At 57.9% G+C, this 12577-nt stretch carries 9 protein-coding genes; 2 read left to right on the top strand and 7 right to left on the bottom strand.

The annotated features are described in order from the left end of the window. Positions 1–12 precede the first annotated feature (12 nt). From VGM18_04330 to VGM18_04310, 5 genes are all read right to left on the bottom strand, one after another. The gene (locus VGM18_04330; protein ID HEY3972206.1) at positions 13–1794 is read right to left on the bottom strand and encodes a hypothetical protein; all 1782 of its coding nucleotides are present in this window, start codon (positions 1792–1794) and stop codon (positions 13–15) included. A 394-nt stretch (positions 1795–2188) separates the two neighbouring features. Next, a complete protein-coding gene (locus tag VGM18_04325; protein ID HEY3972205.1) occupies positions 2189–3085 on the bottom strand; it encodes an aldo/keto reductase family oxidoreductase in 897 nt (298 codons plus the stop codon). Positions 3086–3111: 26 nt separating this feature from the next. After that, positions 3112–3411, bottom strand: coding sequence for a hypothetical protein (locus tag VGM18_04320; GenBank protein ID HEY3972204.1), 300 nt, complete (start codon positions 3409–3411; stop codon positions 3112–3114). A gap of 21 nt (positions 3412–3432) precedes the next feature. Beyond that, positions 3433–4332, bottom strand: a complete 900-nt coding sequence (locus tag VGM18_04315) for an SDR family oxidoreductase (protein ID HEY3972203.1) — start codon at positions 4330–4332, stop codon at positions 3433–3435. A 64-nt stretch (positions 4333–4396) separates the two neighbouring features. Further along, positions 4397–5455 (bottom strand): SDR family NAD(P)-dependent oxidoreductase, encoded by a 1059-nt coding sequence (locus VGM18_04310; protein HEY3972202.1) that lies wholly within the window; start codon positions 5453–5455, stop codon positions 4397–4399. A 95-nt stretch (positions 5456–5550) separates the two neighbouring features. Here VGM18_04310 and VGM18_04305 point away from each other — a divergent pair, with 95 nt between their 5' ends. Both VGM18_04305 and VGM18_04300 read left to right on the top strand, forming a co-directional pair. Then, on the top strand, positions 5551–6132 hold the full coding sequence (locus VGM18_04305) for a TetR/AcrR family transcriptional regulator (GenBank protein ID HEY3972201.1): 582 nt from the start codon (positions 5551–5553) through the stop codon (positions 6130–6132). A 109-nt stretch (positions 6133–6241) separates the two neighbouring features. After that, positions 6242–8470, top strand: a complete 2229-nt coding sequence (locus VGM18_04300) for a glycoside hydrolase family 3 C-terminal domain-containing protein (protein ID HEY3972200.1) — start codon at positions 6242–6244, stop codon at positions 8468–8470. Between the two features lie 182 nt (positions 8471–8652). Here the strand turns inward: VGM18_04300 and VGM18_04295 are convergent, their stop codons facing one another. After that, entirely contained in the window at positions 8653–11439 is a 2787-nt protein-coding gene (locus VGM18_04295) for a phosphoesterase (protein HEY3972199.1), read from the bottom strand. Positions 11440–11743: 304 nt separating this feature from the next. Continuing rightward, the gene (phoU, locus tag VGM18_04290) at positions 11744–12457 is read right to left on the bottom strand and encodes a phosphate signaling complex protein PhoU (protein ID HEY3972198.1); all 714 of its coding nucleotides are present in this window, start codon (positions 12455–12457) and stop codon (positions 11744–11746) included. Between the last annotated feature and the right edge of the window lie 120 nt (positions 12458–12577).

Raw genomic sequence — 12577 nt, 5'->3', positions numbered from 1 at the left:
TGCATTCGTGGTTTACGGGTTGCTTAAGACCGACGCGTAGTCTCCCGAATAAGGAGATAATGTCGCGGGGCACTGGCTGGCTGGAGGAGATGCAAACGCGAACTCCCAATCGCAAAAGTACACCTCGATCGTGTCAGCATAGTAGCTTTTGGCGAATGGAATTGTGTCCGGGAGATAATCGCCCGTATACAGAGTGCCCGAGCTTCCGGCTCCGCAAGTATTTCCTCCCACACCACAGGTTCCGATCACGAATTGAGTTGAGCTATTCACCGAACTGATGGTGAATGTGCCCGATGTGCCGCTATTGCCCGCGACCTTCACCCACTGGGTCTGCTTGAGCAGGCCGCCACTGGCGCCGGTGGTAGCGCAGGTCGAGGTGCAGTTCACGGTCGCGGTGCTGGCGCCTGTAGTGTGAGTGATCGACGAAATGGAAAATACCGGCTCGGAGTTTGGAGTCGTGGTCTGCAGATACAGGTTCAGCATATACGGATTGCTTCCGCTGTCGCTGTAGGTCGTGAAGTTGGCACACCAGTTCTGTGTGCAGTTGCTGGGTGCATTGGCGACGTCCCACTCACTCAGCGACTCCATGCCAAAGCCCGAGACGCCGTGCCCTGAGACTGGACCGTAGGAAGCAAAAATTGACGCCTCAACGTTGGCGTAACTCAGGTCCGTATTTCCCGGAGGACCTGTGTGCGTATTGGCCACGATATTGATTGGGGTCGTGTAATCTGCGTTCCACATATTTAGATCGGTCTGCATTTCGGAAAACAGTGTGCTTACATAACCCGGCGGATTGTTAACGCCTTCCAGATAGGCGTCCTTACCCTGACAGGAAGTATAGGTGTCGCACGGAGAAGGATATGTATAGGCACTGGTGGTTTGGAACCAGTCAGGGTCGATGCTGTTCGACAGATCGTAGGAAAGCCCCTTTGCGTTAGGCCATATCCCATAGTTCGTCCCGCCTACGGTTCCGGTGGTGCAGAGCGGCTGATTTTCGCCGCCTTCGGCGAGTCCTGGGCGAATGTAGCCAAGATACTGCCCGATGGTAGGACCACTGCCCGATCCCGCCGACGAGTAGTGTTTCAGCACGCGTTGCACGAAGATTCGATACGCGCTCATAAAGGGCGCTTCATAAAGTACGGGATAGCCGCCGCTGACGTCAGCGAGATCCGTGCCCGAACAAGAGCCACCTCCAGTCAGGCGGCATTGGTTTACATTCCACACGCCGTCGCTGCCTCCGGTCGGAACATTCGAATCGCCCGGCCATGCGGGGCAAGTCACGAGATCTTGCGGTTGCGCAGTCGAGCAACCCGTGCACCAGCTGTGGGTGTAGTTGGCCGGCTGGAAGACATAGTTTGGCACATCGTTGTTGGTCGTCTGACCTTCTGGAATAATCACGATGATCAAGTTAATCTTTTGACCGTGACTCGCCAGGCCGTTGCTGCTGGGGCCGTTGATGTAATTCAACAACTCGGTGTCGATTGCGGACCAGTAGCAATCCGGCTCAAGGCAAGTGCCGATCTGTTGGCCGGCCGCCAGCACTACGGCAGGAGTTTCGCCGGCGCAGGCGGTAACTTCGCATCCGTTATCGACGGCGCCCCATGTCAGGAATACCGTTATGCCGGCAACGGCGTTGCCGCCGCCGGTGCGCGTTTCCTTAAGCAGGGTATTGAAAATGTCGTTGTATCCGGATTGGCCGCTGGTGGGCGGATTCAATATTTCCAGTTGAGGCGACTGTGCATACATCCCAAGGGCACAGTAAAGGACGATCAACGCAACCAAAACGCGTTTCATGGGTGAGTCTCCTGATCTTAGCTGGGTTAGGAATTGGTGGTGGAACGTCCGAGATTTGCGGAAACCTCAACGTCCCGAATGGTGGCGTTGGGGCGATCTTATTCCCGGAGTAAGCAGGAAAATATCCACAAGTGCATTTGTTACGGATTCAGAACAGTCGTGCCGATGTTGAATCTTAAGAAATGCCGGCAAGTGACTAAACCGAATACAGATAGTGGCGAGAAAGATCGGGGGAACCCGGTTTGGGGAACCTGGGTGATTTGCGCCTGAATCTCATTTCTTCGGGCCTTAACTTTGGGCCGCGCGAAAAATCGATGATCTTGGCCGCCTTGCCGGCGTGGATTAACCCGGGCCTGAAACTTCCCAAATACTCAACCTTATCGTGAACATATCGCTACGATGGCTCTGCGCTTATTGAGTCGAGGTCGGCAATCACTTCCGGAGGAAGCTTTAGCTTTGCAGCGCTTAGATTCTCGCGAAGATGCAGCATCGAGGAGGTTCCGGGGATCACCAGAATATTGGGCGACCTGTGAAGAAGCCAGGCAAGCGCAACCTGCATGGGAGCGGCGCCGAGGCGTACGGCCACGTCGGATAGTGTGCCCGATTGCAGTGGCGTGAAACCGCCGAGAGGAAAGAACGGCACATAGGCAATGCCATCACGGGCAAGAGCGGCGATAAGCGCATCGTCGGCTCGTTGTGCAAGGTTGTAGTGGTTCTGCACGCAGACGATCGGTGCAATCCTGCGGCCTTCCGCGATCTGCGCAGGCGTGACGTTGCTCAGCCCGATATGGCGGATCAGACCTTTTTGCTGGAGCTCGGCCAGCGCCGTAAGCGGCGCTTCGATCGATCCCTCGGCGGGGCCAAGAGCGCTGAACATACCGCGCAGGTTGACCACGGTGAGCACATCCAGACCCAGGTTGCGGAGATTGTCGTGAACCGCCGCAGTGAGGTCTTGGGATGAGAAAGCCGGAATCCACGATCCATCCTCACCGCGCCGGGCGCCGACTTTGGTCACGATTACCAGATCGTCTGGATAAGGGGACAACGCCTTTCGTATGATCTGGTTCGTGACATGAGGACCATAATAATCGGACGTATCGATGTGGTTGACGCCGTTTGCGACAACTTCCCGCAGAATCGCCATCGCTCCCTCGACATCCTGGGGAGGCCCCCATACCAACTTGTTTCCATCTCGCCCGGCGAGTTGCATCGCGCCATAGCCCATGCGGTTCAAAGTGATTGATGTATGTAGAAAAGTGAAGCTGCCGCCCAGCATTGTCTGTGTAGTCATTTCTGTGTCTCCGTAATAATGCCCTTTTAGTCAGAATATGCAAGTGTCCGCGCCGGACTTGAAACGGATGATGCGTTCACTCGGCTTGCAAGCCGTGCCGAAGCCCGGATAGTGAGTAGTTGCCACTGACGAGTTGAATCGGGCAGGTTATCAATTGACATCAACTCATGCAGCCAGTCTTCGGTCGAGATCTCCGCCTGTTCTAACCCGAACAATTCGGTTACTGCGGTGAAGAATGCTGCCAACTCTCGCTCGGCCATCGTGATGAAGTCGCCGCAAGCAGGGTCATGACTCTTCGGCGGTTTTTTAAAGGCGAATTGATTCATAGATTCCAAACCTCCTAAAGTCTAGGCTGCCTGTTTGATCGCGAAATAATGTTCCGCATTCAGATCGGGAATGAGCGCGGGCTGGTTGGGACGCCATCCCATTTGTTTCTGAGTTTGCGCGCCGGAAGCTGGGCCGTCGATGCTGAAGAAGCGAGCGATCCAACCAAAATGATCGGCGGCCGCCTCCGAAGACTTGGCAATGACTGGCACATTCAGGCGCCGGCCGATTACCTCAGCGATGTCTCGAGTCGGAACACCCTCCTCGGCGACTGCGTGATAGCTGGCGCCGGCAGAGCCCTTCTCAAGTATGAGTCTGTAGAGACGTGCCGCATCGAGGCGGTGCACCGCGGGCCAGCGGTTAAGGCCGTCGCCTACATATGCCGAAGCGCCTTTTTCGCGCGCGATACCGATGAGAGCAGGAACGAAGCCATGATCGCCCTCGCCATGTACCGAGGGCGGCAAGCGCAGGATCGATGCCTTTACCCCACGCGACGCCGCGGCCAATGCCGCGTCTTCGGATTTGCGTGGAAAATTGGGATCGTTCGCATCCTCTTCCGTTGCGAGGGGGCCCTGGCGTTGAGCGAGCAAGGTCCCGGAAGTGACGATCAAGGGGCGGTCGGAGCCGGCGAGCGCGGTTCCGAGCGTCTCAATAGCGCGGCTATCGGTCTCCGCGGCAGCCGCATAATTTGCCCAGTCGTGGATGAAAGCCGCGTGGATCACTCCGTCGGCTGCGGCCGCGCCGCTGCGCAGACTCTCGATATCTTTAAGATCACCTCGATGCACCTCGGCGCCGGCGGCGGCAAGCGATTTAGCGCCCGCATCCGAGCGAGCGAGACCCAGCACCTGATGGCCTGCGCCGATGAGTTCCTGCACGATGGCAGAACCGATGAATCCTGTTGCTCCCGTAACAAAAACTTTCATATGTTTGCTCCTTCGCATTTTTCCAGATGAAACTCTCCGACCATTTGGTTTCCTCGTAGGCTTGTTAGAAAGACTCGCCGACGAGTTCTTCGCTTTTCTTCCAGAGTGCCGCGGCATTTTTTGGATCGAGCGCGTATCGACGTACGCCTTCGTTTATGCCGACAGGCAGGTTATCGGGCACAACCCTGCCAACGTGGCAGTCTTCACAGTAGTGGCCGCCGATCTCGTCAGCGGAAGCGACCACGGCAGCCCATACCGAAGTCGCGGCTCCCTGAGGGATGGTCTTCCACTGGTAAGGACCTTCCCCCTTAACTGCGCGCTGCTGATTTATCAGCTCGATCGTCTTTTCTATGCGGCCGGGATCCTGGTAACGAGCCAGCTCGGTTCGAATACCTCCGGGATGCACAGCGGCGGAACGTACACTGCGGTCCCGGTGGCGCGCATCGAAGGCAACGGTAAAAAGAATATTTGCAGTTTTGGATCTGCCATACGCAACGTACGGGTCGTAGGGAGTGCGTTCGAAGTTCGGATCCTCAAGGTCGATATTTGAGTAGCGGTGGCCCGCGGAAGACACGTTGATCAGGCGTCCTCCCGCCCGGATGAGCTGCGCAATCCGATTGACCAGGACAAAGTGGCCAAGGTGATTGGTTCCGAACTGCGTCTCAAAGCCATCGGCCGTGTGGCCAAAAGGTGTCGCCATCACGCCTGCATTTGCGATGACCACATCAATTGGTTCGCCCTTTGCTATCAGTTCGTCAGCGCAGGCACGCACGCTCTTAAGGCTTGCAAGATCGAGCTCGATTAAGTCGAAACTCCCGCCATTAGCCGCAGCATCCTTTCGCACCTGCGCTGTGGCGGCTTTGGCCTTATCCAAATCTCGCGCAGCGCCTGCGACCTGCGCGCCATGCGCCGCAAGGGAGCGCGCGGTTTCAACTCCGAGCCCGGCTGAAACGCCGGTTATTAGAATCCGCTTCCCGGTCAGATTGATCCCGGCCAAAACATCTTCCGTGGTGGATGTCGCTCCAAACGTATTTATCATTTCCTGTGTAGATGCCATTTCTTTTTCCTCCTGAATCGTCGGTTTGTCCAGGACCTCGATCTTGACGACTTGCCGTCCCTTCAACTAAAACGGAGAGTGTCTCCGAATCAGTAGATAGGATAATCGGAGACTGTCTCCGGTTGCAATATTTTTAACGGTTCGATTCGATAGCCGATTGAATGACAAAGAAACGATCCCAATCCAGCCCGCGGAAGCCGCGCACCGATGCCCAGCGAAACCGCGAACGCATTCTGGAAGTCGCCAAGCAGGCGTTCACCCGGGCAGGCGCAAACGCGAGCCTGGACGAAATCGCTAAAGATGCCGGGGTTGGAGCGGGTACTCTGTATCGTCATTTCCCGACTCGCGATGCGCTGATCGAGGCGGTCTATCGCATCGAGGTAGAAAAGTTAGCTGCGGCGGAACGCAAGTTTGCCGAGGCCATGCCCCCAATTGAGGCCTTGCGCGCCTGGATGTTATTGTTCGTGGATTACATCGCGACGAAGCAGATCATTGCCCCGGCGCTGAATACGTTTATCGGAGGTCCCTCGAAGCTGTACGAAGGCTCCCGCGCTCAAATTAATGGAGCGATTGACGCGCTGGTGAAGCGCGCAATCAAGAGTCGCGACATCCGCAAGGACATCGAACCCTTCGATTTACTTCGGGCGCTCATCGGCGTCTCCCACGTGCCGTCCAGCCCTGACTGGCAGCAAAGCGCGAAGAGACTGGTGGATATCCTCATCACCGGATCGCGGCCAATCTAGATTCGACGCAACCGTTAGCACCGAATCCTCGGCTAAATTATCCCCCAAGAATTTTGCAAAAGGGCGTAACATTAACGATTTGGCAGCCACATTCCCACGAGGAGCCGCGATGCCCCTGCGCGTTCGTCCCCTGCGAAATCGTTTTTTTACCCTCACGCTATTGATCGCAAGCCTCAATCTTTCAACCTGGGCACAATCGGGCGGTAATCATCCCTGGTCGAATTCCAGCCTGTCTCCCGACGAGCGCGCAGCCATGGTGGTGAAGGAGATGACGCTTGATGAGAAGATCACTTTGCTTCACGGCACGGGTATGCAGGGTCTAAGTCCTATGAGCCCGCTGGCGGTGCACTCCAACGGGGGTGCGGGATATGTTCCGGGGATTCCGCGGCTGGGCATTCCCGCGATCAATATGTCGGACGCGGCTTACGGGGTTCGGGGTAGCGGCGAGAATGGCCGCTACTCGACGGCGCTGCCCGCGGATGTGGCCGGAGCGGCGAGTTGGGATCTGGAAGCGGGCTACGAGTATGGAGCGTTGATTGGACGCGAACTGCGCGCCCAGGGCTACAACATGACGCTGGGCGGGGGCATTAATCTCACCCGCGAACCGCGCGACGGACGGACGTTCGAATATCTGGGCGAAGATCCGGTTCTGGCCGGCAAGATGGTGGGAGCGGTGATGAAAGGCATGCAGGCGCAGCATGTGCTTGGCGACATCAAGCACTACGCGCTCAACGATCAGGAGAGCGGGCGCAATGCGGTCAACGTCACTATTGACAAGCGCGCGGCGAGAGAGAGCGATCTGCTGGCGTTTGAGATTGGATTGCAGGAGACAGATATAGCGGCCGTGATGTGTTCCTATAACCGCGTTTGGGGTGAGTACGCCTGCGAAAACAAATATCTGCTTACCGATCTTCTGAAAAAAGACTGGAACTTCAAGGGCTTCGTCGTCTCGGATTGGGGCGGCACGCATAGCACGGAGAAGGCTTCGGCTGCCGGCCTGGATCATGAGCAACCGGGCGAGATTTTTTATGGCGATACTTTCAAGGCGGCAGTCGAGTCGGGCAAGATTCCAGCGACAGAGCTAGACGACCATGTGCGCCGCATCCTGCGCTCAATGTTCGCGACAGGAGTGGTTGATAATCCCGCGCAGAAGAGTGTCGTGGATGTGATCGGTGGGTTTGAAGTGGCGCAGAGAATTGCGGAACAGGGCACCGTGCTTCTGAAGAACGAGAACGGGCTGTTGCCGCTGGACGCGGCGAAAGTTCGCAGCATCGCGGTAATCGGCGCTCATGCGGATGTGGGAATGATTTCCGGCGGCGGTTCGGCGCAGGTCGATCCCCCGGGTGGAAATGCGATCATGCCTCCGGGCAAAGGCAACACTTACTGGCAAGAGCACGTCTGGTTTCCGACTTCGCCGCTGAAGACGATTCGAGCCAAGACTCCGGCGGCGAACGTGCAGTTCAACTCTGGCGACGACGCGGCCGCGGCTGCGGCTTTGGCCAAGAACTCCGAAGTGGCGATCGTCTTCGTTCATCAATGGGAGAGCGAAGGAATGGATCTGGACAGCCTGTCGCTTCCCGACCACCAGGATGAGTTGATCGCGAAGGTGGCGGCGGCGAATCCGCGCACTGTGGTTGTGATCGAGAGCGGCGGGCCGGTCACGATGCCGTGGGCCGGTCAGGTGAACGGCATTCTCGAAGCGTGGTTTGCGGGCAGTCGCGGGGCGGATGCGGTCGCGAATATCCTTTTTGGCGACGTGAATCCCAGCGGGAAGCTGCCGATTACATTCCCGAAGAGCGAAGCGGATCTGCCGCATCCCACGGTCGTAAAACCGCCGCAAGCGACGATTGATGCAGATCGCCAAGGCTGGAAGAGGATCGCCGCAGGGCTGCCTGTATTTCAAGTCACGTACGACGAAGGCGTGAAAGTAGGATACAAGTGGTACGACGCGGAGAATAAAGCGCCGCTGTTCCCGTTCGGCTACGGACTTTCCTACACGACTTACTCTTATTCGAATCTGAAGGTGACGCCGGGAAGGAATCCGCGGGTGAGTTTCACCGTCACAAATACCGGCAATCGTGCGGGGGCGGAGATTGCCGAGGTTTATGCTTCCCTGCCCGCGGCGGCGGCAGAGCCACCGAAGCGACTGGTGGGATGGAGCAAGATCAAGCTGAACGGCGGAGAGAGCAAAGACGTTACGGTCGAAGTGGATCCAAAATATCTTTCCATCTTTAACGTGGAGCAGAATGGTTGGCAGTTGCTTCCGGGAGAGTATGGCTTCATGGTGGGCGGGTCGTCGCAGAGTCTGCCGCTGAAGGCGTCTGCGGTTCTTAAATAAAACGAATCGCGACGACGCTCTTCATCTTGTAGCGCCGGCGTCCCGCCGGCTGTCCCGAGAGCGTCTCGCTCTCGGAGATGGCAGCGAGGGTCGACGTAAACCTTTCGAGAGTTATTGCGCTTCCTGCGCGGCGGGCGCGGACGCCCGCCCGACTGCCGCCGGGACGGCGGCGCTACGCAAAGCTAGTCGTCTCCTCCTGCGGGGAATACCGTATGCTTCGGCGCGGGCATTGGCGCTGCGCCTTTTTGGTCTCGCCATAGCACGCGATTCAGAGTCGCCGCGTCTGCGGCGTCGGGACGGGAGAAGTTCATCGTCGACGAAATCCTTGCCCCCGGGGCTTCGCGCCTATTGATTTCGTAGATCAATCCATTCTTCAGGTTGCTATTGTCCGCTTTGTAAGGCTCCTGATTGCCTGCTCCCGAAAACATTTGGCTCATCACCGGGGCATACGCATCGTTCTGATTCATGGGTGGAAGGCCGAGCAATGTCTCGATCGTGTGGATCATGTTCACGGTGGTGTAGAAGCGGTGCTCGACATTGGGCTGCGCGGCCGATCCCGGCGAATATTTGCTGATGACGAAGGCGATGGAGCGGTGCGCGTCGACGTGATCGGCGCCGTCCTGGGCGTCGTCTTCGAGAACAAAGATTGCGGTGTCGTCCCAGTAGGAACTGTGCGAGACGGCATCGACCACGCGGCCGAGCGCCAGGTCGTTATCTGCCACATTGGCTGCTGGGCGCGCGTGATTTGGACGCGTGCCCCCGGTGTGGTCGTCGGGCAGATACAGTAAGACGAACGACGGCAGTTCAAATTGCGCGCCCTCGTGCGCGTCGCGGGCGCGAACGTAGGCGCCGAACTCGTTCATAAACTCGTCAACCCGGAGCTGATCGGGATAGTCGGTGTTGAAATCCGGATAGAGTGGATCGAAGTGGTCGCGCAGGACGGCCTTGGTTGGCTTGACTCCGCTGAAGAGTGGAACCGACCACGGCCACGGACTCGGCCCAGCGTGCGGGTCTCCGACGTTGGGCGCAAGCGCGTCGCCCGGCTTTACTTCTTTGCGCGGGCAGCGAGCCTGCTGCTCCGGTGGCGTGGTGCCCGGCTTCGCGGAGTCTGCGTGGTACCCGGTACACCACAGTGCGTTCACGAACTCTCCGTAAATACGATAGCTCACGTGATTGCGCGCGAGATTGTCCCATAAAAATCCGGTGCCGGGATCGTCGACGTCGGACTCATTGAGCTCCAGCGGGAATTCCTCAGCGACTTGACCCTGAAAATCATAGGTTCGTTCCTTGCCGCGGTAGGCGATCTGCCAGGTCTTCTCGTTGTAGTCGGAGGTGATAGCGGCGGTTGACCAGACGTGGCCGTCGCCGGAGACTTCTCCGCTGTCATAGAAGTTGTCGAGCACGCCGAATTGCAGGGCGAGCTTATGCTCGTTCGGCGTGATGTTGGCGCCGTACATGGTCAGCGAAGGATCGCCGTCGCCGACTTTCAAGTCGCCGAGGATCTGGTCGAAGGTGCGGTTTTCCTTCATCACATAGATGACGTGCTTGATGGGATTCTGTCCGCTGGCGAAGGTGATCGTACCGGGATCGCTGTGGAAGAGATTATCTTTCGCGACGGCGGCGGTGAGTTGAGGAAGTTTTTCGATTGTAGATGGAACATTGAGACGGGCGATCGATCCTCGGAGCAGCGTGGGAATGTATGGATGGTCGCGGTGTTTCATCTCGTAGGAAGTCTTGCCCATTTCTTTGTTGGCGCGGGAACCTTCGCCTTTGGCGGTGGCAATGAGGAGATCGTTGCCGAGGACGGCGAGGGCGCTGGGATACCAGTCGGTGGGGATAAAACCCAGCGGCAGCTCGGGCATATCAGAGTCAGAGGCGTGCGGTCGAGTTGTGTCGAAGACGGCGACGGCGTCTAGCGAGGAATCAGCAGCAAACAAATGTTTCGCATCGGCCGATTGCGCTAAGGCTGTGGGATACGTCCCGGCGGATCTCTGAGTGGATGTGCCAGTCGCGAAGTAGCTAGGGACAGTGCCGGACGCCGCGGATACAGCGGCGATCAAATCGACGTTCGATAGAGCCACATACAATACGGTCTCGTTGCGGCTCAGCAGCATCGCTGTGGGATGCGAGCCTGCTGCTAAAGGATCATCCGGTTGTTTTAGTTTGATCCAGCGGACGACCTTGCCGCCGGTGAGATCGAGTTCCGCAATCTGCGATGCATTCCACAGGCTGCACCAGGCGCGGCGGCCGTCTTTAGTTGCGACGCACGTATAGGGGAACGACGATGGCACCAGATCATTCGTGCTCAGGTCAAAAGTCTGGAGTACTTTTCCTGTAGCTGGATCGAGCAGCACGACGTTGTCGGAAAGATTATTCGCAATGAGAAGCTTATCGTGGCCCTTCTCGGTGATTACGGCCATCCCTGCGGGGTATGGAATCGCCATATTCGGAGGAGCGGTTAGACCGACGGCGAGTTTTTTTCCGGTCGAGAGTGGCTGCAACGGAATGGGAATGAAGCGCTCAGGCGCAACCTTGCCTCGGGAAAAGCTATAGACCGCGATGCCATTTCCGGTGTTGCCCGCTTTCGCTCCCGTGGGATCGCTGAGCGAACCCATCGAGGCGTAGAGGTGCTTGCCGTCCGAACTGAAAGCTAGACCGATGAAGTAGCTTTGATGGGCTTGGTCGCTCAGGCGCGCGTCGGGATAGTCGGCGATTTGATTTGTTTTCAGATCGAGCACCGCGATCGACTGGTGCGCCAGAGTTTCCTGCGTGCCGTAGCCGTCATTCAGCAACGCCGCGTAATGGCCGTCGGGACTCACGACCATCGTCACGGGAAAGCTGTTAGTGCTCCCGATGCGGCCAGGGGAGGGGACGGTCAGCATTTTGCTGGTAGGGAGCATGATGGGAGGGCGATCGGCGGGGGATGCGGAAGGCGACTGCGCGGCGACGAAGGTTGTCGCAGCCAGCAAGAAAAAGCAGATTCCTCGCTGCGCTCGGAATGACAAGGAACGGGGATGTAGGGATGAACGAGTCACGGATGAAGGAGTCACAGCGCCTCCGGCAGTCGGTGGAGTCAACAAGAAAGAGATGATGAGCGTAATTCAACTGGCGTGTAGGGTCAAAAGCCTCAAACAAAATGTCGGTTGAGCTCCGAACAAGAAGCCTGTCGAGCCTCGCTCGAGCGGACAGCCGGGAGCCTGCCCTGAGCTTGCCGAAGGGGCGGCTGTCCCCACAAGTTTATCCGTGTGCCCACAAATTTATTCGATCCATAGACTATAGGCCCGAGGCCCGCTGGGTTGGGCGCTGCGGCTCGGGGCTCTCGGAATCTTCGGGATGCACGTTGTGGCGAACATCAGCGCCCTGCACCCAGAAGATGACATCTTCGGCGATGTTGGTGGCGTGGTCGGCGACTCGCTCCAGATTGCGGGCAACGAGTAGCGCGTCGAGGGCCTGCCGCACGACTTCGGGGCGGTCGTTCATGGTTTTGACCAACTGAATGAAGGCGTCGTCGCGCATGCGGTCGATGACGCTGTCCATTTCGAGCACGGCCTGCGCCAGTTCGGCTTTGCCTTCGATGAACGATTCCAGGGCGCGGCGCACCATGGCGCTGACCGCCGAACCCATGCGGGCGATATCGACCGGCAAATCGGCGGCGGGAAGTTCGACCATGTCCATAACACGCTCGGCGATGTTGACCGCCTGATCGCCCACGCGTTCGAGGTCGGAATTAATCTTGGTGACCGCGAGGATAAAGCGCAGGTCGACGGCCATGGGCTGCTGCATCGCGAGCAGATCGAAAGCGGCTTCGTCGATTTCGCGCTCCGCCATGTTGATCATGCTCTCGCCTTCCAGCACCATCTGGCAGCGGGTGAGGTCGCGGTCCACATAGGCCTGGCGGGCGCGATCGACTGCCTGCTCGGCCAGCCCTCCCATGCGAAGCAACCGTTGCCGCAGATCGTCAAGCCCTTGCTGAAAGCGCGTGCGCATTGTCCGAACCCTTCCCTAAGTCAGTCGTCGGTCGTCGGCTTTTGGTCGTCGGCCAAATCTTTTCGCAGCATCGTTTGCCACAGGCTGCCGACTAAAGGGCCGATGACCGACGACTAACGA

It is taken from the genome of Candidatus Sulfotelmatobacter sp., from assembly GCA_036500765.1.
In the GTDB taxonomy this organism is placed as follows: domain Bacteria; phylum Acidobacteriota; class Terriglobia; order Terriglobales; family Acidobacteriaceae; genus Sulfotelmatobacter.
Note: the sequence above shows the minus strand (reverse complement) of the source record. Positions and strands in the feature narration are given on the sequence as shown.

Coding starts and splice junctions, on each gene's coding strand:
- VGM18_04330 (HEY3972206.1), bottom strand. CDS start 1,794: ATGAAACGCGTTTTGGTTGCGTTGATCGTCCTTTACTGTGCCCTTGGG.
- VGM18_04325 (HEY3972205.1), bottom strand. CDS start 3,085: ATGACTACACAGACAATGCTGGGCGGCAGCTTCACTTTTCTACATACA.
- VGM18_04320 (HEY3972204.1), bottom strand. CDS start 3,411: ATGAATCAATTCGCCTTTAAAAAACCGCCGAAGAGTCATGACCCTGCT.
- VGM18_04315 (HEY3972203.1), bottom strand. CDS start 4,332: ATGAAAGTTTTTGTTACGGGAGCAACAGGATTCATCGGTTCTGCCATC.
- VGM18_04305 (HEY3972201.1), top strand. CDS start 5,551: ATGACAAAGAAACGATCCCAATCCAGCCCGCGGAAGCCGCGCACCGAT.
- VGM18_04300 (HEY3972200.1), top strand. CDS start 6,242: ATGCCCCTGCGCGTTCGTCCCCTGCGAAATCGTTTTTTTACCCTCACG.
- phoU (HEY3972198.1), bottom strand. CDS start 12,457: ATGCGCACGCGCTTTCAGCAAGGGCTTGACGATCTGCGGCAACGGTTG.